Origin of the sequence: Arthrobacter sp. UYEF3 (assembly GCF_040546245.1) — a bacterium.
GTDB lineage: Bacteria > Actinomycetota > Actinomycetes > Actinomycetales > Micrococcaceae > Arthrobacter.
Genome location: NZ_JBEPNK010000018.1, coordinates 59184 through 79816, shown reverse-complemented (window position 1 = coordinate 79816; position 20633 = coordinate 59184). Strand labels below are relative to the sequence as shown.

The 20633-nt window shown below is 66.3% G+C and carries 26 protein-coding genes and 1 tRNA gene; 13 read left to right on the top strand and 14 right to left on the bottom strand.

Going from position 1 to position 20633, the window contains the following annotated elements:
- The first annotated feature begins 213 nt into the window (after positions 1 to 213).
- The 3 genes from ABIB14_RS13305 to ABIB14_RS13295 all read left to right on the top strand — a co-directional run bounded on the left by ABIB14_RS13305 (position 214) and on the right by ABIB14_RS13295 (position 2411).
- Entirely contained in the window at positions 214 to 1119 is a 906-nt protein-coding gene (locus ABIB14_RS13305; protein WP_354236375.1) for an IS982 family transposase, read from the top strand.
- Positions 1120 to 1177: 58 nt separating this feature from the next.
- Positions 1178 to 1414, top strand: coding sequence for a hypothetical protein (locus ABIB14_RS13300; protein WP_354236374.1), 237 nt, complete (start codon positions 1178 to 1180; stop codon positions 1412 to 1414).
- Positions 1415 to 1691: 277 nt separating this feature from the next.
- Entirely contained in the window at positions 1692 to 2411 is a 720-nt protein-coding gene (locus ABIB14_RS13295; protein ID WP_354236373.1) for a potassium channel family protein, read from the top strand.
- Between the two features lie 277 nt (positions 2412 to 2688).
- On the opposite strand, the gene ABIB14_RS13290 is transcribed toward ABIB14_RS13295, so the two are convergent.
- A complete protein-coding gene (locus ABIB14_RS13290; RefSeq protein WP_354236372.1) occupies positions 2689 to 3723 on the bottom strand; it encodes an AAA family ATPase in 1035 nt (344 codons plus the stop codon).
- A 259-nt stretch (positions 3724 to 3982) separates the two neighbouring features.
- Between ABIB14_RS13290 and ABIB14_RS13285 the strand changes: the two genes are divergently transcribed.
- The 3 genes from ABIB14_RS13285 to ABIB14_RS13275 all read left to right on the top strand — a co-directional run bounded on the left by ABIB14_RS13285 (position 3983) and on the right by ABIB14_RS13275 (position 7001).
- The gene (locus ABIB14_RS13285) at positions 3983 to 4243 is read left to right on the top strand and encodes a hypothetical protein (RefSeq protein WP_354236371.1); all 261 of its coding nucleotides are present in this window, start codon (positions 3983 to 3985) and stop codon (positions 4241 to 4243) included.
- A gap of 1253 nt (positions 4244 to 5496) precedes the next feature.
- Positions 5497 to 5754, top strand: a complete 258-nt coding sequence (locus ABIB14_RS13280) for a helix-turn-helix transcriptional regulator (protein WP_354236370.1) — start codon at positions 5497 to 5499, stop codon at positions 5752 to 5754.
- A complete protein-coding gene (locus tag ABIB14_RS13275) occupies positions 5751 to 7001 on the top strand; it encodes a type II toxin-antitoxin system HipA family toxin (RefSeq protein WP_354236369.1) in 1251 nt (416 codons plus the stop codon). The genes ABIB14_RS13280 and ABIB14_RS13275 overlap by 4 nt, the downstream gene beginning before the upstream one ends.
- Here ABIB14_RS13275 and ABIB14_RS13270 read toward each other — a convergent pair.
- Complete coding sequence (locus ABIB14_RS13270) at positions 6998 to 7282, bottom strand: hypothetical protein (protein WP_354236377.1); 285 nt, start codon at positions 7280 to 7282, stop codon at positions 6998 to 7000. The two genes, ABIB14_RS13275 and ABIB14_RS13270, sit on opposite strands and share 4 nt — an antisense overlap.
- A complete protein-coding gene (locus tag ABIB14_RS13265) occupies positions 7183 to 7965 on the bottom strand; it encodes a class I SAM-dependent methyltransferase (protein WP_354236368.1) in 783 nt (260 codons plus the stop codon). The genes ABIB14_RS13270 and ABIB14_RS13265 overlap by 100 nt, the downstream gene beginning before the upstream one ends.
- A 141-nt stretch (positions 7966 to 8106) precedes the next feature.
- On the opposite strand from ABIB14_RS13265, the gene ABIB14_RS13260 reads away from it, so the two are divergent.
- Positions 8107 to 9372, top strand: a complete 1266-nt coding sequence (locus ABIB14_RS13260) for an MFS transporter (RefSeq protein ID WP_354236367.1) — start codon at positions 8107 to 8109, stop codon at positions 9370 to 9372.
- A gap of 49 nt (positions 9373 to 9421) precedes the next feature.
- Here the strand turns inward: ABIB14_RS13260 and ABIB14_RS13255 are convergent, their stop codons facing one another.
- Positions 9422 to 9757, bottom strand: coding sequence for a hypothetical protein (locus tag ABIB14_RS13255; protein ID WP_354236366.1), 336 nt, complete (start codon positions 9755 to 9757; stop codon positions 9422 to 9424).
- Positions 9758 to 9766: 9 nt separating this feature from the next.
- The gene (locus tag ABIB14_RS13250; RefSeq protein ID WP_354236365.1) at positions 9767 to 9895 is read right to left on the bottom strand and encodes a hypothetical protein; all 129 of its coding nucleotides are present in this window, start codon (positions 9893 to 9895) and stop codon (positions 9767 to 9769) included.
- A gap of 71 nt (positions 9896 to 9966) precedes the next feature.
- On the opposite strand from ABIB14_RS13250, the gene ABIB14_RS13245 reads away from it, so the two are divergent.
- Positions 9967 to 10944: a hypothetical protein gene (locus tag ABIB14_RS13245; RefSeq protein WP_354236364.1), complete on the top strand. Its 978-nt coding sequence runs from the start codon at positions 9967 to 9969 to the stop codon at positions 10942 to 10944.
- Between the two features lie 36 nt (positions 10945 to 10980).
- Positions 10981 to 11223 carry a hypothetical protein gene (locus tag ABIB14_RS13240; RefSeq protein ID WP_354236363.1) on the top strand — a complete coding sequence of 81 codons (243 nt, stop codon included), beginning with the start codon at positions 10981 to 10983 and terminating at the stop codon, positions 11221 to 11223.
- 57 nt (positions 11224 to 11280) lie between these two features.
- Here the strand turns inward: ABIB14_RS13240 and ABIB14_RS13235 are convergent, their stop codons facing one another.
- From ABIB14_RS13235 to ABIB14_RS13205, 7 genes are all read right to left on the bottom strand, one after another.
- Positions 11281 to 12126: an aldo/keto reductase gene (locus ABIB14_RS13235; protein ID WP_354236362.1), complete on the bottom strand. Its 846-nt coding sequence runs from the start codon at positions 12124 to 12126 to the stop codon at positions 11281 to 11283.
- An 83-nt stretch (positions 12127 to 12209) separates the two neighbouring features.
- A complete protein-coding gene (locus ABIB14_RS13230; protein ID WP_354236361.1) occupies positions 12210 to 12665 on the bottom strand; it encodes a hypothetical protein in 456 nt (151 codons plus the stop codon).
- Positions 12666 to 12671: 6 nt separating this feature from the next.
- Positions 12672 to 13370 carry a bacterial proteasome activator family protein gene (locus ABIB14_RS13225; RefSeq protein ID WP_354236360.1) on the bottom strand — a complete coding sequence of 233 codons (699 nt, stop codon included), beginning with the start codon at positions 13368 to 13370 and terminating at the stop codon, positions 12672 to 12674.
- Positions 13371 to 13543: 173 nt separating this feature from the next.
- Positions 13544 to 13735, bottom strand: coding sequence for a YbdD/YjiX family protein (locus ABIB14_RS13220; protein ID WP_354236359.1), 192 nt, complete (start codon positions 13733 to 13735; stop codon positions 13544 to 13546).
- Between the two features lie 11 nt (positions 13736 to 13746).
- Positions 13747 to 16047 carry a carbon starvation CstA family protein gene (locus ABIB14_RS13215; protein ID WP_354236358.1) on the bottom strand — a complete coding sequence of 767 codons (2301 nt, stop codon included), beginning with the start codon at positions 16045 to 16047 and terminating at the stop codon, positions 13747 to 13749.
- Between the two features lie 185 nt (positions 16048 to 16232).
- The gene (locus ABIB14_RS13210) at positions 16233 to 16766 is read right to left on the bottom strand and encodes a PadR family transcriptional regulator (RefSeq protein WP_354236356.1); all 534 of its coding nucleotides are present in this window, start codon (positions 16764 to 16766) and stop codon (positions 16233 to 16235) included.
- 141 nt (positions 16767 to 16907) lie between these two features.
- The gene (locus tag ABIB14_RS13205; protein WP_354236354.1) at positions 16908 to 17891 is read right to left on the bottom strand and encodes an NAD(P)H-quinone oxidoreductase; all 984 of its coding nucleotides are present in this window, start codon (positions 17889 to 17891) and stop codon (positions 16908 to 16910) included.
- A 159-nt stretch (positions 17892 to 18050) separates the two neighbouring features.
- On the opposite strand from ABIB14_RS13205, the gene ABIB14_RS13200 reads away from it, so the two are divergent.
- The 4 genes from ABIB14_RS13200 to ABIB14_RS13185 all read left to right on the top strand — a co-directional run bounded on the left by ABIB14_RS13200 (position 18051) and on the right by ABIB14_RS13185 (position 19734).
- Positions 18051 to 18138, top strand: a tRNA-Ser gene (locus tag ABIB14_RS13200).
- A gap of 185 nt (positions 18139 to 18323) precedes the next feature.
- The gene (locus ABIB14_RS13195) at positions 18324 to 18824 is read left to right on the top strand and encodes a GNAT family N-acetyltransferase (RefSeq protein WP_354236353.1); all 501 of its coding nucleotides are present in this window, start codon (positions 18324 to 18326) and stop codon (positions 18822 to 18824) included.
- 60 nt (positions 18825 to 18884) lie between these two features.
- Positions 18885 to 19322, top strand: a complete 438-nt coding sequence (locus ABIB14_RS13190) for a helix-turn-helix transcriptional regulator (protein ID WP_354236352.1) — start codon at positions 18885 to 18887, stop codon at positions 19320 to 19322.
- A 10-nt stretch (positions 19323 to 19332) separates the two neighbouring features.
- A complete protein-coding gene (locus ABIB14_RS13185; protein WP_354236351.1) occupies positions 19333 to 19734 on the top strand; it encodes a VOC family protein in 402 nt (133 codons plus the stop codon).
- A 38-nt stretch (positions 19735 to 19772) separates the two neighbouring features.
- On the opposite strand, the gene ABIB14_RS13180 is transcribed toward ABIB14_RS13185, so the two are convergent.
- Together ABIB14_RS13180 and ABIB14_RS13175 are read right to left on the bottom strand one after the other, a co-directional pair.
- On the bottom strand, positions 19773 to 19991 hold the full coding sequence (locus tag ABIB14_RS13180) for a helix-turn-helix transcriptional regulator (RefSeq protein WP_354236350.1): 219 nt from the start codon (positions 19989 to 19991) through the stop codon (positions 19773 to 19775).
- On the bottom strand, positions 19988 to 20404 hold the full coding sequence (locus ABIB14_RS13175) for a hypothetical protein (RefSeq protein WP_354236349.1): 417 nt from the start codon (positions 20402 to 20404) through the stop codon (positions 19988 to 19990). The genes ABIB14_RS13180 and ABIB14_RS13175 overlap by 4 nt, the downstream gene beginning before the upstream one ends.
- Positions 20405 to 20633: the final 229 nt, after the last annotated feature.

The following is a 20633-nucleotide window of genomic DNA, read 5'->3' as shown; positions in this document are numbered from 1 at the left end:
CCCGGCGCCCGGCTAGATGACGGCCTGAAAGAACCATAGGGGGAACGGCGTCGGCAGGCGGCCACAGGCACATTTTCAGCCCGGAACGGGCGCCCCGCAAGGGGCACATTGGCTAGATGAGTAAGTCCTAATCCGGCTTGATGCAGAACAGACCCCGGGCGCTTTCGCTCCCGGGGTCTGTTAATTGGTTGCGGAGGGTGTTAAACCCTTGGTGTGAACAATGAACTCAACACCCTCCTGACCACACTCTATGTCTTCCTCACCGACCGTGTCCTGCCGGATCTGGGATACACCCGATCCGGCCGGCGGGGCAGAAAGGTCCGGCTCGATGATGCCGAACTGCTGTGCTTGGTCGTGGCCCAGCAACTGCTGCACGGTTCATCCTCGGAGTCCCGGTGGATCCGCTATGCCAGGGCGCATCTGCGCGGGCATTTCCCGCATATCCCGCACCAGTCCGGCTACAACAAACGGGTCCGCGCGGCAGGGCCGCTCATCGCCGCGGCCATCACGGCCCTGGCCCGGGACACCCCGTCCTGGCCCGAGGTCCTGCGCCTTCTCGACTCCACCCCGGTGCCCTGTGGCATGTCCCGCGAAACGGTCAAACGATCCGATCTGTCCGGCCACGCCGGGTATGGTTACTGCGCCTCCCACTCCCGCTATTTCTGGGGATTCCGGCTCTACCTGATCAGCACCCCGGAGGGCATGCCCGTGATCTGGGGGCTGGCAAACCCGAAGATTGGCGAACGCGAAGTCACCCAGACGCTGCTCACCAACGACCACCGGCTGATCCACGCCGGACAGGTCATCCTCGGTGACAAAGGCTTCGCCGGACGGGATTTCGAACGGTTCATCACCGAGGACCTCGGCGCCACGCTGGTCCGCCCGGACCGCAAAGACGAAAAACCCCGATTCGGCCGATTCGGAGGAATCCGCCAATGGATCGAGTCCGTCTTCGACACCCTCAAAGGCCAACTCGGCCTCGAACACCACGGCGGACGCACCCTCGAAGGCGTCTACGCCCGCGTCGCCTCCAAACTCCGCGCACTCGCCGCCGGGATCTGGCACAACTGGCACACCAACACACCCCGCAAACGCTCACTCACCGCCTACGACCACTAAAACCCCAAAATCAATAGGAATTAATCATCTAGTCTGGAGCGTCAAGACGAAGAATGAAATGAACAAATCCGGCACGGCGATTCCGACGGCGTGGCTGCTGATCGTTCCGATCGCCAACATCGTGTGGCTGTGGAAGTATTCGGTCGGTGTCGAGACGTTCACGCGCAAGCGTTTTGACCGTCATGCCGCTTTCTGGCTGATGTTGCTTCTGGGCGCCATCGGCTCAGCCATCGTGCAGAACCAGTTCAACAAGACTCTTGAGGCGGCGTCAGCCGAGCGGCCAGTGGCTGTCTGAACTCCCCGCAAGTCGCTACCCGGCCATCTACGGCCGAAAAATATCCGTGGTCACGAAGTTGGGCCGCGGTGATTTTTGTTCCGGCCCTTCCCGAACCGCTGTGCCAAGTTCGCGCGTCGGAGGGTGCCGACCATTATTTGGACAGAGGGTTTCCGCCGTTCAAAACGGCCGGAGGAGATACCCGTGCCCATGATTCTATGGATCCAAGTCAATCCTCCGTTTTTCAGCCAAGGGTTTCGAAGAAAACGGACGAGTCGGCTCCATTAGCCTTGGGGACATGACTCAAGCGCTCTGGCGAAAATACTCCGAGTGGCCCATGCTCGCGGCCGCCGTCCTATTCCTGGCTGCATACTCCGTCCAGGTCATCGCCAACCTCCCGGCCAGCCAGGCAGATGCCATCGAGGTCGTTATCTGGGTCACCTACGCGGCCTTCGCAGTAGACTACGCCGCTAGCCTGTGGCTGGCGCCGCGGAGAGGGCAGTGGTTCATCCGGAACCTCCACGAGCTCGTGATCCTTATCCTCCCTGCACTGCGCCCGCTGAGGCTGCTGCGCCTCGTTACCCTTCTGCGGATTCTTCACCGGACCGGGGGTGGTGCCCTCCGCGGTCGGATCGTCACGTATGTGCTGGCTTCGGCGATCCTGCTGGTCTACGCCGGCGGCTTGGCTGTGCTCGACTCGGAAGAAAACGCGGCGGGGTCGAACATCACCAACTTCTGGGATGCACTCTGGTGGGCAATGACGACGATCACGACCGTCGGCTACGGGGACCATTACCCGGTGACTGCCATTGGTCGGCTGGTGGCTGTCGGTTTGATGATCGGAGGCATCGCCGTGCTCGGAGTTGTCACCGCCTCGGTGGCATCCTGGATGGTCGAGCACGTAGCGCTCCAGACAGCAGCCGACGTCGATGCGAGTGAGGAACCTCTGCGACTGGAAGTGGTCCGGCTCGCGGAACAAATCGAACGACTCACCGAACAACTGGCTGAACGGAATTAGGTCGGATCTGGAAGGTCGGGTGGGCCAAGGTAACCTCGGAGAATGGACCATTCGCCGTTTGTAGTGGCCGGGGACCTTCACGCATGACCCACCTGAAATAGGCCTGGCAGGACGGCTGGGAGGATGCGCTGTTCGACCCGGACATAGACCAGGACGAAGCGGCCCTCGGCCGCCGGGTCCGCTACCGGTTGACCGCTGAATAGGTCTGCAGCGCCAAGGAACAGCTCCGGCGCAATCTGAACTGCTTCCCGCAAGTTGACATCCGCCGCAGATCCGGTCAGCCCAGCCAGCGCCACCAGCGTGACTGCTCCGGTTCCGGCGTCGGTTCCGGCTCTGGCTCCTCGCCCAAGGCCAGCGCGGCCTTGACGATGTCGTCCACGGTGAGCGTCATGACGGCCTCACGATCAAGCGCGTCGAGACTTTGTTCCTCGTCGAGCGACAGCCGCAGCGCCTGGCGGTTGAGTGCCTGCTCGAACAGCGTGCGGGCGAACCGTGCGTTGCCGGAGTCTTCGCCCGCGTGGAGCCCGGCGAGGATGCGGCGCAGCATCTGGTCCGCACCCGGTTCCAGCGTGTACTGGTGCTGGGCCAGCATCTGGTGGAAGATCGTCTGGAGTGCGTCGACGGAGTAGTCGGGGAACGTGATCTCGCGGGCGAACCGGGAACGCAGTCCGGGGTTCGAGAGCAAGAAGGACTCCATTAGCCGCGGGTACCCGGCCACGATCACGACCAGGCGGTGGCGGTGGTCCTCCATCCGCTTGAGCAGGACCTCGATCGCCTCGGGGCCGAAGTCCATCCGGCCGTCCTCCGGAGCAAGCGCATAGGCCTCGTCGATGAACAGGACGCCGTCCAGCGCACGCCGGATCACCCGGTCCGTCTTGATGGCGGTCGCGCCGACGTACTGCCCGACCAGGCCCGAACGGTCGACCTCGACCAGGTGGCCTTTCTGTAGCAGACCGACCGCGCGGTACATCTCGGCAAGGAGCCTCGCCACGGTGGTCTTGCCCGTGCCCGGGTTTCCGAGGAACACCAGATGCTGTGATGTGGCCACCTCCGGGAGGCCGTGCGTCTTACGGCGGGCCTGGACCTGGAGCAGTGCGACGAGGGCCCGCACCTGTTCCTTCACGGTCTCCAGTCCGACCAGCGCGTCGAGCTCGGCCTGCACTTCGGACAGCGGCCGGGCCGGCCCGGGCCTCGCACCGATAAGATCGCCGACCAATTCGTCGACGCGCTCCGAACTGGGCAGCTTGAGCTGATCGGCCAGATGGCCGATGGTTTCGCGCAGGTCATCGAGCGGATTGCGGCTGGCAGCCATGCATCTACTGTAATACTCAATTCCCGACGGGGTCGGAGCAGTTCAATCCCGCGCCGGGGCTCTGCTGCTGTGCCGGGTGGTCCTAGGCACCCGGGTAGGCCGGGTAGGCGGGCGCGCCCTCCGGCCGGTCGAACCGCTGGCCGGCCGGGTTGGACGGCAGGATCATGAAGATCAGCAGCGCCAGGGCGCCCAGAAACGGCCTCCTGCGCCGGGGCCCCTGCAGAACTGGACGGATACCGGCCCGGATCGAGGAGCAGCTTTGACTGAGGCACCGCGCGTGTGGGCCATGTCGGCTCAGGAATACGAGGCCATGGTTCTCGATGACCTGAAACGGCCGGTTATGTATAACAGCCAGGACGTCATCCGGGTCCTGCACGTCCGCGACGGCGGCATCTGCGGACTCTGCCGCACCCCGTTCGAGGTGACCCCCAAGGAACGGTACGACCCGTCCCGGCCGCAGGCGGACCACACCGTCAAAAGAGCCGGCAGGGACCGCACACCTGGGAGAACCTGCGCCTGACCCACGGGTTCTGCAACGGCTACCGCAACAACTTCCCGCCCGGCGCCCCAATCCCCGTCGAGCGTGCCCTGAAGGCATTCGAACAGGCCGTCCTCAAATGGGAGAACCCGCACGTCTTCCTGCCCCGGCAGATCGACCGGAACAACGAGTGGATCACGAACGCACGGCGCTGCTGGCCCAGGCCGAGCTGGAACTCCAGGAACGGATTGCCACCTGCGCCCCCGACCAGGACATCAAGAACAGCGCCGGCCACGTCGCCAAGTGAAGCGGGTTGATCCGTAAAGGCCAAAACCACAACGCCACCGTGGAGCGCCGGATCAGCCGACACCTGGCCAGACTGGAGAGCCTGGGCTACCCGCTGCCGAACCGGGGAAATGGCGAAACTCCGGTCAAATAGCGGTTGACCGGAGCTTCAAAACCATTATGTGCAGGGATCCCTGAACGTTTCCTCGGAGCCGGGTTACTTGACCAGGCGAAGGACCGGGCGGTGGCGGAAGTGCACCGTCGCGCCGGGCTGTAGCAGGAAAACCGAAGCGGCGAGCAGGATGGCCAACTGGAGGATCTGTCGGTTGCTCATGCCGGGTATGTGTGCGGTGCTTCACAGAAGTGTCACCACTGGGCTTGAAAACGTACCTACTGGCGCGTTCCGGGCGCATGAAAAGGCCCGCCGTGGTCCGTCGGCCTGATGGACGGGAGCGGTGCCTGGGCGGACTTCCGGGTCTCACCTCTGGTCGTGGCGGGTCGCGGCGGCACGCTGCGCGGAGCGGGAGCCCATCCGGCTGGTTGTTCCTGTGGCGTGGCGGCGGGAATTCTGGTTGTCATGCGGGTCGGCTGCGGAATGTAGACCATGGCGCTGCGGACAACCTCGGCCGGAAAGGCGAAGCCGTGACGGGTTTTCTTCCGGGCGGCCATGATGATCCTTTCGGGAGCGGTGGGGCAGCGCCGGCCGCACTATAAAGGTGCGGCCGGGGCGTGATCCGTCAAAAGAAGTGCCCGGTAAGTATGAATCGTCTCCCGAACGGGCACCGGCCGGGGCGACGCCGTGGCGGACGGCGGGACAACCTGGGTGTTCTTCGGCGGGCCAAGCCCGCGCCGGCTGTTTATCGAGGAAGACGCCGCGGAGTTCTGGGGCCTGCCGCCGGCTTAGGAAAAGCGTGCCTGACGGGGCATGTCTGAAATATCGATCATTGGCCCAATATCTCAAAATGTGCAAGATATTGAACATTCGTCTTTCTTGGCGATAAGATCGATATATGGAACATGACGAGCCGACTCCGTTCTACCGCGCCGTTGATGCACCGTCCCTGGGGCGCTCCATCAGCGAAGCGCGCAAGGAAGCGGGCCTGACCCAGCAGGATCTGGCGGAGCGCCTCAAAGTGACGCGCGGAACCGTCGTACGGCTCGAGCGCGGCGACGCTGTCTCCGTAGTGGTCGCCATGCAGGCGATCAGGGTCCTCGGTCGGGACGTCGCCCTCGTGCCGCGGTTCTCGAAGATTCAGCTCCGGCCATGAGTGCCCGCAAGACCTTGGACGTGTTCCTGAGAGGCAGGCGGATCGGCGAACTGCGAGGCAGCGGACTGCGCCTGTCCTTCCAATATGACCCCGAGGTCGTGGCCGAGTACGGCTCCGGACCCATCCTGCTCTCCCTTTCCATGCCCGTAAGCCGGAAAAGGATTGACGGGCCCGAGGTCTACACCTTCTTCGACGGGCTCCTGCCCGAAGGCCAGGTGCGGTCCCATCTGGCCAAAGACAACAGGCTCACCGTGCCGGACGCCTTCGGCCTGCTCCGCGTGCTGGGCGCAGACTGCGCCGGCGCGGTTCAAGTCCTGCTGCCCGGAGAAGCGCCGGAGATGCCCGGGGCCGCCAAGCCCATGACCGTGGATGAGGTCACGGGCTTGGTCGAGTCGCTGCCCACCTGGGACCTGCCCGATGATTTCCTCGTCACAGCGTCCCTGGGCGGGGTTCAGTCCAAAGTTTTGCTGACCCGGGACGGTGCCGGCTGGGCATGGCCCGGCAGAGGAGCGGTCTCCACCCACATCATCAAACCCGAACCCCTGGACTCGACCATTCCTGACCTCCTCACTTCGGAGGACTGGGCTTTGAGAACGGCCGCGGCCGCAGGCCTGCCCGCAGCGAAGGCGCACCTAGCCACCTTCGGGTCCCGTCGGGCCATCATCGTGGAACGCTTCGACCGGGCACCGGACGGAAGCCGGCTCCATCAGGAGGACTTCACCCAGGCCCTGGCACTGGCGAGCGAGGCGAAGTACGAAGGGAACTCGGCCCCGCCCTCACGGCTGACCCGGCTGGTCAATGCGGCCGCACCGCATGCGCGTGACGACGCCGAGTTCCGCAGGGACCTGCTGCGGTCCGTCACGTTCAACGTGGCCATCGGCAACGGTGACGCGCATTCCAAGAACTACTCGCTGATCCTCCGCGACGGCGGCGAAGTGCTGCTTGCCCCGCTCTACGATGTTGCGCCGACCCTGCTGCTCTACGCCCCCAGCAACAACGCCGGCCACGCCGTCTCCGGGCAGGTGAGGCTGGGCTATATCAGCCTGGAGCACCTCGTGCGCGAGGGGACAGCCTGGGGCATGGACGCGGATGACGCACAGCAGACAGCCGCGGCGGCGCTCGAGGCCGTAGCGGCAGCGGCAGCCGGAACCCCGGCGCCGGACAGGCTGGACTTCCTCCGCGATCTGGTGCCGGCCCGCGCCGGCGACCTGCTGGCCGGCAAGACCGCCCGGCGGGTGCTGAGCTAGCCGCGGGACCGTTCGGCGATTCGGCCAGCCGGCTCCCGGTTGGAACCTGCGAGCAACTGCACGGTGCGGCGGGCCTCGGTGTTGTCAACCCAGTCGAAAACCGAACCGCCGGCGTCACGGACGGTGAAGGTAAGGTCGCCGTAACGCCCACCCAGGACCCGGGCACGGCCGGTGAGCGCATTCATGCCGCGGCGCAGCCGTGCGACCTCGACCGCTTCGGTCGCCGGCAGGGATTCAGTGTCCACGCTGCGGACATAGGTGCGGACCAGGTCGGCGCCCAACCGAAAGTTGTCTTTGTCGTAGGCGAGCCGTCCAGGGACACCGCGAACCGGGCCTCCGGATCGGCTTCGATCCGGGCCTGGGTGTCGGTAAGAAAATTCGGGTGCGTCATGGACCCCATGTGTGCGGCACGCGACTGGCTGCTCATCGCGTCCATCAGGGATTCCGGGGGCCGCCCACCCGCGTCCACGCCCTCAGGGGAACGTGGTGTGTGCAGGACCAGGAACTGGTAATGCTGGGTCCACTGGCCAGCGCCGGGACCGGACACGATACCTTTCACTTCCGGACAGGTCTCGAAGTCTACGACTTCTCCATGTTCACCGAAAATGCGCCGGGCGGTGGCGTCTCTGCGGCGGCTGAAGAACCGGCGGGGTTGGTCAAGGTCCTCCGGGTTCAGGACCTCATCATCATCACCGGACCAGAGGCCGATGGCGATGGGCGCGCCCGGCGCGGTCGCCCGTACGAGTTCGCCGACGACGTCGTGGATCCGCGTGTTGGGCACGTGCAGGAGGGTGCTCATGGTCCAGGCGGCCGCAAACGTGCCGTCAGGGACGGGCAGCCTGCGCCCGTTCGCTACGCGCACCTCAAGTCCCTTGCTGTGCGCAAGGCGGATGCTTGTTTCCGAGAGATCGACGCCTGTCGTCCAGACCTGCCCGGGATACCTTCGGCGGCGGTCCGGGGGCACATCGACACGGACACGCCGCGCGTTGAGCGCGTGGCGCCCGCACTGACGTTCAAAGGCGCCCCGGTAGGCGCCACCGGGCCGCGCAGAGCGGCGGTCCGGTCTCCCCTTGTCAATCCAGGCCGCGTCCGCGAACCTTGGGAAATGGACCGGCCCGAGCGCGAGGCGACTGCCCCCTCCGGGGCAGAAGGGCCCGCTGCCCAGGCCCCGAAGCCGACCCCGGCACAGGGCCGGCAGCCGTGGGGCACCGTGGTCGGTTTCGGGCTGGTCAGCCTTGCCACCGATCTGGTCTCCGACGGCGCCCGACCGCTCGCCGGACCCCTGCTGGCCCAACTTGGCGCCTCCGCCCTACTGGTTGGGCTGGTCACCGGCGCCGCCGAGGCCGCCGCGCAGGGCCTTCGCCTGGTCTTCGGGCCCTGGGCGGACCGCACGCGCAAGTACTGGACCTTCACGATTGCCGGCTACACCATGACGGCCGTATGCGTGCCGCTGCTGGCCTTCGCCCCGGCCGCGGGAGCCGTCGGGCTCGCCCTCGCCTCGGTGCTGATCGTCGGTGACCGCGTGGGCAAGGCCGTGCGGAGTCCGGCAAAGACAGTGCTGTTGGCCTCCGTGGCCAAACGCGTCGGGCGCGGGCGCGGCTTCGCCGTGCACAAGGCCCTGGATCTCACCGGGGCGTTGCTTGGACCGGTCATTGTCGCTGCCGTGCTGGCGGCCACCGGCGTCCTGTCGGCAGCGTTCGCCGTCCTTGCCGTCCCTGCCGCCATTGCCCTCGCGCTGTTGTTCTGGCTGCGCCGCCGGATGGCGGAGCCCGGCGCAGAAAAGGCCCCCACCGGCGCGGCGGCCGCGGCCGGCAGCCCGCCGTCGTTGTTCTCAGGGGTCTTCCTGCTCTTTGCGGTGTGCGCGTTCTTCTGGAGCGCCGGCCTCGTGGCGTTCGGCGTCATCTCCTACCATCTGACCACCGCTGCAGCGGTTCCGGTGCCGGTGGTGCCGCTGCTCTATGCCGCAGCCATGGGCGCCGCGGCGATCGGCGCCCTCGGCAGCGGCATCCTCTACGACCGGATGGGCCCGGCCGTGCTGCTGACCCTGCCCGTGTTAATCGCGACCGTTCCCGTGCTGGCGTTCTCCACCGGCATCGCCCTGGTGCTCACCGGCGTCGCAATCTGGGGAGCCGCCACCGGGATCCAGGATTCCACCGTCAAGGCGCTCGTCGCGGACCTCGTCCCGGAGGGACGGCAGGGATCGGCATATGGCGTCTTTGCCGCGTTCGAAGGGGCCGGTGCGCTGGCCGGGGGCGCACTCTACGGTGCCCTTTACGAGGCGCGTCCCGCGTTGATCGCGGCGGTCGCCGGGCTGCAGGTGGCCGCCCTGGTGCTGTTACTCCTGACGGTGCGACGAGCGCGCCGGGCCTGACCCGAGTCTGCCCCCGAATGCCAGCCCTGCCCCTTCCGGCCGTAACCGTCTACCGGCCCCACACGGAGGAGGCGCCGGAGTGCCCGGTGATGATGCTCTGGTAGAGGAAGAAGGCCCCGGCCAAAGCTCCGGCCATCAGCAGCCCGACCCCCAGGACCCGGTTTTCGCGCAGGCGCCCGAGGAAGGCGAAGCGCCGGCCGATCGGTTCGTAGCTCGTCACAATCATCGCAGCGACAATCACGAAGAAGATGACGGAGACGATCTTCAGCACGTCCCCCTGCTGGGCATGCACCTGGATCATCGCCGTCGCCGGGCGCGATTGCTGCAGTTGCTCTCCGACTTGCGCGGTCACCAGCGAGATCGGGACCAGCACGAGCGCCAGCACGCCCAGCGGCTAGGCCAAGTACCGGTGCCAGCGGGCCGCCACCGCGTAGACAATGGCCGCGAGGCCGGCGATGGGGCCCAGCACCACGACCGCGTGGACCAGGAGGATGTGGGCCGGGAGTCCGGCTATTTCAATCACGTGGGCTCTCCTACGGTGGACGTGTGCTGCGCGCCCCCGGCATGAAGGGCCGGAGCTTCTATGATTCTTGCATGGCAATGCGTGAGCTGGCGGGCATCGCGGCGCAGCTTTATGCGCTGCCGTTCGACGACTTCGTCGCTGGCCGCACGGCCGCGGCTAAGGAGCTGCTCGCGGTCACGCCCGCGACGCCGGAGCTGCGTGCCCGCGCGGCGGAGGTGCGGTCCCTGCCGAAGCCGTCGGTGAGCGCGTGGGCCGTCAACATGCTCGCCTGGCAGCGGCCGGAGAAGTTGCGTGACCTGGCCGAGCTGGGCCTCGTCATGCGCCAGGCGCAGGCCGCCCTCGACGCCGCCACGCTCCGCAGCCTCGCCCGGGAGCGGCGGAAGCTGCTGGCCGGTACGGTGGCGGAAGCAGCCGTGGTAGCGGAGCAGCAGGGCCGGAAAATCAGCAGCTCGATCGCGGGGGAAGTGGAACAGACCCTCCGCGCGGCGACGGCAGACGAGGGCGCGGCCGCCGCGGTCCGGAGCGGGCGCCTGCTCCGGGCACTCTCCGCCGACGGCGTCGACGTCGTGGAGCTGGTCGGCGCTGTTGCCGTCCCGGACGACCCTGCCGGGGCGCCGCCGGCCGGGGCGCCGCCGGCCGGGGGTCGACCGGCCGCGGGGCGCGCAACCGGCACTCCCCCGGCGGCGGGAAAGCCCCGGTTGCAGGCTGTCCGGCAGGAGCGGCCTGCCCCCAGCCCCTCTGCGCGGGAGCGGGCCAAGGCCGCGCTGCAGCAAGCTTCAGAGGCCGCTCGGCTCAGTGCTTCGGAGGCAGAGCACGCGGCCGGCGAGCTGAGCGAAGCGGCGGACGAGGCGGCCGCGCTGGCGGAGGAGGAGGTCAGGCTCAAGGAAGAGCTCGCCAGAGCCGGGGCAGGGCTGAGGCTGGCCCGTAAGCGCCTGGAGCTGGTCTCTGCCGCCGCTCAGCAGGCTGCCCGCGCCGCCGACAAGGACCGGCGGCGGGAAGACCTGGCCCGCGAACGGGTATTGCGCCTGGGCAACACGCCGGGCCACTGACCGCTTAGTGTCAGAGGCCGGTTGCAGACTTAAGCCATGGAACAGCATCAGGAGTTCACAGATCTTCAGCAGCCAGCACTACGGCAGACGGCATTGCAGCATGCGGCCGTCCAGCATTGGGAAGTCACCTATCTGGACACCGAGTGCGACCGGGTTCGCACCGAAGCGTTTGAAGACGCCGACCAAGCCGAGCGTTTCGCCGGCAGGCAGGTCAGGGACGAAAGCGGCTGGGCCATGATCGACGCCGTTCGGCCGCGGCGGGACCGGGCGGCCGCCTAGCCGACCCTTGCGAAAAGGCCCCCACCGCGAAGGGCGGAGGCCCTATCACAAGAGGTCTCAGGCGAAGTCGGATACCGAGGGGTCCGCGCCGATGCGGCCGGCGCCCTCAGCGGTGCGGTCCAGGCCGTTGATCGCCTGCACGTCGGTCTGGTCGAGGTTGACGTCCAGGGCCCCATAGTTCTCCCGGATCCGCGACTCGGTCACGGACTTGGGGATCACAACATTCCCGATCGCGAGGTGCCAGGCGATGACCACCTGTGCCGGCGTGGCATCGTGCTTGGCTGCGATCTGGGCGATGACCGGGCTGTCCAGCAGCTCGCCGCCCTGGCCCAGCGGCGACCAGGCTTCGGTGAGAATGCCATTGGATGCGTTGAATTCGCGCAGCTCCGCCTGGTTAAAGAACGGGTGCAGCTCAATCTGGTGGATGGCCGGGACGACGCCGGTTTCGTCGATCAGTCGCTGCAGCCCCTCCTTGGTGAAGTTGGAGACGCCGATCGTCTTCACCCGGCCCTGTTTCTGGAGCTCGATCAGCGCCTTCCAGGTATCCACGTACTTGTCCTGCTTGGGCTGCATCCAGTGGATCAGGTACAGGTCCAGGGTCGCAAGGCCCAGGCGCTCCATGGATTCCTCGAAGGCCTTAAGGGTGGACTCGTAGCCTTGGTCTGCGTTCCACAGCTTGGTGGTGATGAAGATTTCCTCCGGTTTGAGGCCCGAGCTCTCGATCGCCCGGCCCACCCCGGCTTCGTTTCCGTAGATCCTGGCGGTGTCGATGTGCCGGAATCCGGCGTCGAAAGCCTGGCCAACCACCTTCTCGGCGACGTCGTCCGCTACCTGCCATACGCCGTAACCGAGCTGAGGGATGGTGTTGCCGTCATTGAATGTCAGTTCAGGTGAAAAAGTCATCCGCCTATCCTGCCAACCGACGGCCCGCCAGGCTAGCGTTTCGGCGAAGCTAAGCTAGGCGCTTAACCCGGAATATTCGGGCGTCAGTCTTGCGCGGCAGCCTCCGCCAGCCGCCGTTCGGCGTCGTCGATGTGTTCGACGACAGACTCCGCGCGGCGCCGCACGGACGCGGCCCCCACCGGCACCGGCCCGACGGCGAGGCGGAGCATCGCCGCCGCTTCGGCCGTCATCGCCAGCGAGTTGCCCGCCGTCGAAAGCGAGCGGTGCACGCCGGCGAGGGCACCGGGGATGTCCAGGCCGTCGCTGGGTGAGCGGCGCTGCGCTTCCACGCAAATCTGCCGCACCCGGCCGGCCAGGACGGCCAGTTCGTTGGCGATCTCCACCAGTTCTGCGTACAGCGCCTCGTCGTCCACGCCTTCGAGCACCTGGTGGTAGCGGTCCAGGCCCCGGATGAAACGGTCGTGCGCGCGCCGCCAGAGGCCCTTGCCAAGTTCGGCGTCGTCTTTGCGTCCTTGCCGCGCGGCGCTGAAGAATCCCAACGCTGCCTAGAGGTACTGGCCGGGACCGTGGTCCGGATCGGCGGGTTTGGCGGGGTGCGACGGATCCGCCCCGGGCTGCGCTTCGGCGGCGCGCTGGGGCTCGCCGTTTTCGCCGATGATGACACCGGGCGCAATCATGGTGCCGGGCGGCAACTGGCGGAGCTGCAGCTGCGCGGCCGCGTGCTCACGGGCGGCGTGCTGGGCCGCAATTGCGGTCTGGATACCGTGGAACAGCCCTTCGAGCCAACCGACCAGCTGTGCCTGCGCGATGCGCAACACGGCGTCCGAGGGGGTGCCGTCCTCGGGGAACGGCAGATGGATCCGCTCAAGTTCCTGGACCAGCTCGGGCGCCAGCCCGTCTTCGAGTTCCTTGATTGAGCGTTCGTGGATTTCGGCCAGCCGGGCCCTGGCCGCGTCGTCGAGCGGAGCGGATTTCACCTCGTCCAACAGCTGCTTCAGCATGGTGCCGATCCGCATCACTTTGGCGGGTTGGTCGACCAGATCCTGAAGGTGGCTTGCCCTGCCGCGCGGGGCCATTTCCCGGGAATCGGCCGGACGCGGGCTTAGCCTGCCGGTCGCCGCGTCGCCCGCGGGCCCGTCCTGCGCGGCCGAAGGGGTGGTGATTCCCTCCAGCGGCGCGCCCTCCATCGGGGCGCCGCCCATTTGTGTGCCATCGGAAAACTGAGTGTCGATCGGATCGCCCATGGCTTCATACTCTCACGCGCGGGAGCGGAGGGCGGGAGCGCATGACGGGCCGTGCCGGCCGGCTTAACGCAGAGGGCACCGTCGGGAACTGGTGTTCCCGACGGTGCCCTCAGAAAGGCGAAAGACCGCCCGCCCGTACGCTGCCTGCCGCTATCCTTCGCCGGCGCAGCCGCCTAGCAGCAGCGGCCTTGCGGGTTCTTGTCCTGGCGGTCAGTGTGGTCCCGCCAAAAGTCCCGCTCAGACATCGGCGGCCCCGCATGGCCCGAGGCCTGATGGTGCTCCAGGTACTTCTTGTAGGCGTCCGCTCCGAGGACGCCACCGAAGAACTCGGCAAAGCCCCGGAATCCCGCTAAAAGCGCGTTCATGGCGGCAGTCCTCAGTGCCTGGCGGAGTGTTCGAGCCGCTGGTCCGCGGGCAGCTTCTTCCATTGAGCTTCGAGCTCACGTTCCGCCGCGGTGGGGATCAGCCCGGCCGGCGCGAAGATGCGGGACGGCAGCGCCGGATCCTCGAATTGCATGTTGACGACGCCGGCGGAAGCGTTGCGGAACGCCTTCACAGTGGCGATCAGCGCCGTGATGATGACGATGATGCTCAGCACCACGAAGATGACCGACAGCCAGCCCTGGATCGCGGTGTTCCGGACCACGGCCTCCATCGCGGCCTGCGTCTTAGCTGTGCCGAAGGAGGTCTTCCCGTCCGCCAGCGCCTTGGCAAACCCGGCATTGTTGGCGAAGTACCCGACGGCGGGGACCGGCGAGAATATCTTTTGGAAGCTCGCGGTGATGGTGACGACGGCCGCGAAGGCGAGCGGCAGCGCCACGATCCAGAGGTACTTGAAGCTGCCGCGCTTGGCGACGATGGCGAGGACCACCGAAAGGGCAATCGCTGCCAGCAACTGGTTGGCGATGCCGAAGAGCGGGAACAGCGTGTTGATGCCGCCCAGCGGGTCGGTGACACCCATCAGCAGCACCGCACCCCAGGCCGCCACCATGACGGCGGTCGCCAGCCAGGCCCCCGGCCGCCAGGAGTGCTCTTTGAACTTCGGCACGAAGTTGCCGATCGAGTCTTGCAGCATGAACCGCGCAACCCGGGTGCCGGCGTCGACGGCGGTGAGGATGAACAGCGCCTCGAACATGATGGCGAAGTGATACCAGAAGCCCATAAGTGCGGTGCCGCCGATGAACTGCTGCATGATGTGGGCAAGACCCACGGCGAGCGTCGGCGCGCCGCCGGTGCGGGAGATGATGCTCTGCTCACCGACGTTGGCGGCCGTCTCCGAGAGCAAGCTCGGGCTGAGGTTGACACCGGACAGTCCCAGGCTGTTGACCCAAGCAGCGGCTGTCTCCACCGTGCCCCCGGTCAGAGCAGCCGGTGCGTTCATCGCGAAGTACAGGCCGCGGTCGATCGAGATCGCGGCAACGAGGGCCATGATGGCCACGAAGGATTCCATCAGCATTCCGCCGTAGCCGATGAAGCGGGTCTGGCGTTCCTTTTCGATAAGCTTCGGCGTCGTGCCCGACGAGATCAGTGCATGGAAGCCGGACAGCGCACCGCAGGCAATAGTGACAAAGAGGAACGGGAACAGCGCACCGGAGAGGACCGGACCGTTGTCGCGGCTCGCGAACTCGCTGAAGGCAGGGACGGTGACCTCGGGGCGCACCACGATGACGGCTAGCGCCAGCATGACGATCACGCCGATCTTCATGAAGGTGGAGAGGTAGTCGCGCGGGGCCAGCAGCAGCCAAACGGGCAGAATCGCGGCGATAAAGCCGTAGGCGATCAGCGCCCACGCGATGGTGACCTTGTCCAGGTGGAAGAACGCGGCGCCCCATTCGGTGCCGGCTACGGCGCCGCCGCCGATGATGGCTGCCATCAGCAGCACAAAGCCGATGATGGAGACTTCCATGACCTTGCCGGGGCGGAGGTAGCGCAGGTAGACACCCATGAACAGTGCGATCGGTATGGTCATGCCAACGGAGAAAACACCCCAGGGGCTTTCGGCGAGGGCGTTGACAACGACGAGGGCCAGGATGGCGACGATGATCACCATGATAAGCAGGGTCGCGACTAGCGCAGCAGTGCCGCCGATGACGCCGAGTTCCTCACGGGCCATCTGGCCGAGGGAACGGCCGCCGCGGCGCATGGAAAAGAACATCACCAAGTAGTCCTGGACCGCACCGGCCAGCACCACGCCGACGATGAGCCAAAGGGTGCCCGGGAGGTATCCCATCTGGGCGGCAATGATCGGGCCTACCAGGGGGCCGGCGCCGGCGATGGCGGCAAAGTGGTGGCCGAACAGCACGTTGCGGTCAGTCCGGACATAGTCCTTGCCGTCAGCCTTGTATTCGGCCGGGGTGGCGCGGCGGTCGTTCGGCTTGGTGATGTACCGTTCGATCACCTTGGAGTAGAAGCGGTAGCCGATCAGGTAGGTGCAGACCGAGGCGAACACGAACCAGATTGCGTTCACCGTCTCGCCGCGAACGATCGCGAGCATGAACCAGGCGACGCCGCCCAGCAGTGCGATTGCCACCCAGAGGGCGATTTTCGCGGGTGTCCAATTACGCTCTTCCGCTTCGCGGACGGACTCATCAACGGCCGTGGCCGGAAGGCCCGGAACCGGTTCGATGCCGTCGTCTAGTAGTGCGGTGTTTGGCCCGCCGTCTGGCATTGCGCCCATGTCTCCTCCTTGAGAACCCCGTTTGGCAGATCAGCAGTCAGATCTACCCCACGGCACCCTACCAACGCGGCACCCGGATAGACATGAACCGGTCGCGCCGGGCCGGGACCGCGCGACGAACGGCATGGAGTGCGCGACGAGCGGCATGGAGTGCGCGGCCAATGGCGCCGGCCTGGTGCGAGCGGTCAGGCCGGACCGGCCAGCTGCATCAGTCGTGCCTCGCAGAGGTCCAGCCAGCGGACCTCCGCCTCGGTCTGGAAGATGAGAGAGTCCAGCACCAGGAGCTTTGCCAGCTCGGTCGTACGCGGGTTCATGGCGGCGTCGCGCCGGGATTTAGTGTATTCCTGCAACGCCCGGATAGAGACGGCGCGCTGTGCCTGGATGAGTCCGCCGACGTCGACGGCGGGCACAGTCAGCGCAAGGGCGAGCTTGATGGCGAGTTCGTTGCGTGGCGGATTAGCGCGGCCCACGGGATCCTGGAACCAGTCCCGGACCTGGGCCAGGCCAGCCGGGGTGATGCTGTAGATGATGTGGCCTTCGCCGTCGGCACCGTCTTTTTGCACGAGGCCGTCGCGTTCGAGGCGGTCCAGGGTGGTGTAAACCTGCCCGATGTTGAGCGGCCAGGAGGATCCGGTGCGGTCCTCGAACTCAGTCCGGAGTTGGTACCCGTAGCGGGGGCGGTCCTGCAGCAGGGCGAGAAGGCCGAGGCGGATAGACATGGTGCTCCCGAGGGTAGCAGCACGACGGCATACACGCGCCCCAAGACGCGTGTATACCGCGTATGGAATTACAATATCGCCGTTTGTGCTGCCCGGGCGCCCGAAAATATGCCGATCAACGTATGCGATGCGTCACATTTCCTACATGACGAGCAAGACCTTACCCACGTGCTCCCCCGAGTCGAAGTATCGTTGTGCCTCCCGGACCTGGTCCAACGGGAACGTCCTGGCCACGAGCGGACGGATCCGGCCGTCGGCCACCAGCGGCCAGACGGCGTCGCGGACGGCGGTCATGATGACGGTTTTCTCCTCCACCGGTCGCGGGCGAAGCGAGGTGGCGATGATCGCCGCGCGCTTGCGCAGCAGCATGCCGAGGTCCAGTTCCGCCGTGGTGCCGCCCTGCAGCCCGATCACGACGAGCCGGCCGTAGTCGGCGAGGGCGTCCACGTTCCGCCCCAGGTACTTGGCGCCGACGACGTCGAGGATCACGTCCGCGCCCTTGCCGCCGTTCTGGCCGCGCAGGCTCTCCGGGAACTCCTCTTCCGCGTAGTTGATGGCGATGTCCGCGCCGAGGAACGCTATCGCGGTGCCGACCTTCTCCGCGGTGCCGGCAGTGGCCGCGACCCGCGCGCCGAGGGCCTTCGCCAGCTGGATGGCCATAGTACCGATGCCGCCGGTGGCTCCATGGATAAGGACAGTCTCACCCGCCTGCAGCTGGGCCGTCATCACCAGGTTGGAGTAGACGGTGGCCGCCACTTCGGGGAGCGATGCTGCTGTGACTAGGTCCACGCCGTCGGGAATCCGCAGGACCTGGCCGGCCGGAACGGCCACCTGCCCGGCGTAGCCGCCGCCGGCAAGCAGCGCCACGACTTTGTCCCCAATGGAGAAGGGCTTGGTGACGCCGGGGCCGAAGCCGGCAATCCGCCCGGACACTTCGAGGCCGGGGATTTCGGAGGCGCCCTGGGGCGGAGGGTAGAACCCCCGTCGTTGCTGGACGTCTGCCCTGTTGAGTCCGGCTGCGACCACGTCGATCAGAACCTCTCCCGGCCCTGGAACGGGCGACGGGACTTCGCGGAGCTCCAGAACCTCCGGCCCGCCGGGCTCTGAAATGTAGACAGCCTTCATGGAGAACTCCCAATTCCTTACTGGTGCAGTGCGGGCGGGGCGCCTGCGGCTCGCGGTACGGACAACGCCCTGTTCCAGAGTAGGTGCCCGACCCGCCGTCCTCTGCGAGCGCCGCCGCTTTTTGTGGCTGCAGACCGGCTATGAAACACTACTCGTTAGGGAAGGTTGTCCGAGCGGCCGATGGAGCTGGTCTTGAAAACCAGTGTGCGGTAACCCCGTACCAAGAGTTCGAATCTCTTACCTTCCGCGGGTGCGCTAAGTTTTGCGCGGCTTGGAGGCCGGTTGAACCAATCGAAAGGTTGATTTGGCCGGCCTCACTCGTTTGCCGGTTTCTTGGCCGCGGACCCGTTTTTTGCCTCCGGCAGGGCCAGCCTCCCGTGCGTCAACCCGCGCCGGCCTTCGATCGTCCGGGCCGCAAACTACGCTGGGGAGATGGAATACCGGATCCGCCAAGCCGCTGCGGAGGATGCTGATGCCGTGGTTCGAATGCACACCCAGGCCCACGAAGAGTGCTACGGACACCTCTTGCCCTTAGAGTTCTTCGAAGGCCGCCGGGCCAGTATCCCGGAGCGTGTGACAAGACGCCGACCATATCTTGAAAGCACTGAACCTCGAATCATCGCCTTGGACGAAAACGACGAAATCGTCGGATTCGCCGACGCCGGCCCAGGGCGTGACGAGGACCGGTCCCAGGAACTGGAGCTGTACTCCATCTACACGCTGAGCCGCACCTACGGGACCGGGCTGGGCGCCGCCCTGCTGACCGCCGCGCTGGCAGACTCAGCCGCCTATCTTTGGGTGCTTGAGGACAACCCCCGGGCGCGCGCCTTTTATGAGAAGTACGGTTTCCAGGCCGACGGGAAACGCGCAGTACTTCCGCCGGCCTGGCATGCACTGCCCGAACTACGTATGGTGCGGCCCGCGTTGCACTAAGCGACCCTGCAGTCAGCCCAGGGCGGGCCACTTCCCCGGGATCAGCGCTAGAATTTCCGCATGACACCGCAGGAGTTGGCCAATCTTGTCCAGCTTCGCCGCGCGCGGGACCTGATCGACCGCCACTACGCCCGGCCGCTGGATGTGCCCACGATGGCCGCAGGCGCGCTCATGTCCCCGGCGCATTTTTCCCGCCAGTTCAAGGCCGCCTACGGTGAGACGCCTTACACCTACCTCATGACACGGCGGATCGAACGTGCCATGGCGCTGCTGCGGGGAGGTGCCAGCGTGACTGATGCCTGCATGGAAGTTGGCTGTACTTCGCTGGGCTCGTTCAGTTCCCGATTTACCGAGATCGTCGGCATACCGCCCAGCGCCTACCGGGACGGTGAACACCACGCGGTGAAGGCCATGCCGTCCTGCGTTGCCCGGCAGCACACCCGGCCGCCGCGGAAACCGAGCAGGATTGAAGAAGCAGCCTCGCTCGCCGCGCCGTAGCGTTTGAGTCATGAACATTTCACTTCAGTATGCACAGATCACCGTCAACGATCTCGACGAGTCGCTCGCGTTCTACCGCGACGTACTCGGGTTGGAGGTCCGCAACGACGTCGGCTCGGACGGCCACCGCTGGGTCACCCTCGGCAGCGCAGCCCAGCCTGATCTGGAGATCGTGCTTTCACCGCCGCATGCGGGCCGCTCCCAGGACGACGGCGACGCGCTCCAGGAGTTGCTCGCCAAGGGCGTTCTGCCCATCATCGTTTTCCGCACGGACGATCTCGATGCCACGTTCGAGGCGGTCCGTGCCGGCGGTGCGGAGGTCCTCCAGGAACCCATCGTGCAGCCGTGGGGACCGCGCGACTGCGCTTTCCGCGACCCATCCGGCAACATGGTCCGCTTCAACCAGGCCTGACGGCTCCTCACAATCTGAGCACTCTGCCCGCACCGGGATCAACTGCGGGCAGGGGTCTCGGGTTCTTCGGGAGGGATGAAGATAGCTTCAATGGGCTGGCCGAACAGCCGCGCAATCCTAAAGGCCAAGGGCAACGCCGGGTCATAGCGGCCGGTTTCCAAGGCATTCACCGTCTGACGGGAAACACCGAGCTGGTCGGCGAGTGAACCCTGGGTCCACCCCCGGCCCTCGCGCAGAGTCTTCAGGTGGTTGTTCATCGCCTACCGGCAACGGCACCGGTGAGGATCCAGCCGAGCATTCCCGCGCCGTAAATCACCCACCCCGTTCCGGGAACCCGGAGCCCCGCAATTTCCAGGAAAGCCACCGTCACCGACACGATCATGGCGACGGCGAAGCCCCCGGCCAGCCCCCGCAGCAGCAGGAGCCGCTGGTAGTCGTCACTACGCCGCACGTGCCGCAGTACTGCGCGCACAATCCAGAGCCCTGGGATCACCGGCAGCACGGCCCACAGGAAACGCCAGGGACTCGCGCCGTCGAGGTCCCCCCACAGCAAAACGCCGGTAAGCACCACCGCATAGGCGGCCATGCCCGGCCAGAATTCCAAGTGATAAGCGCGGGACCTCGCACGGTCTCCTTCACTGCGGTCCTGTTTGTCAAGTTTGCTTGTCATGGCACCAGTGTGAGGATTTCCCTGCAGCATGTCAAGGGTGCTTGTCATTTGGTCGTGGTTCCGCCGGTTTCCAGTCCATTGAATAAGACCGGTCCGATCGTGCAGACCGGCAACTACGGCGAGTTCATCGGGCAGATCCAGCTGACCATTGACACCAAGACCATGTCCGTCACCGTTTACAGGGCGGCCAACGTCAAGCGCAGCACAGATCCTGCGGCCAGGCTCGTGG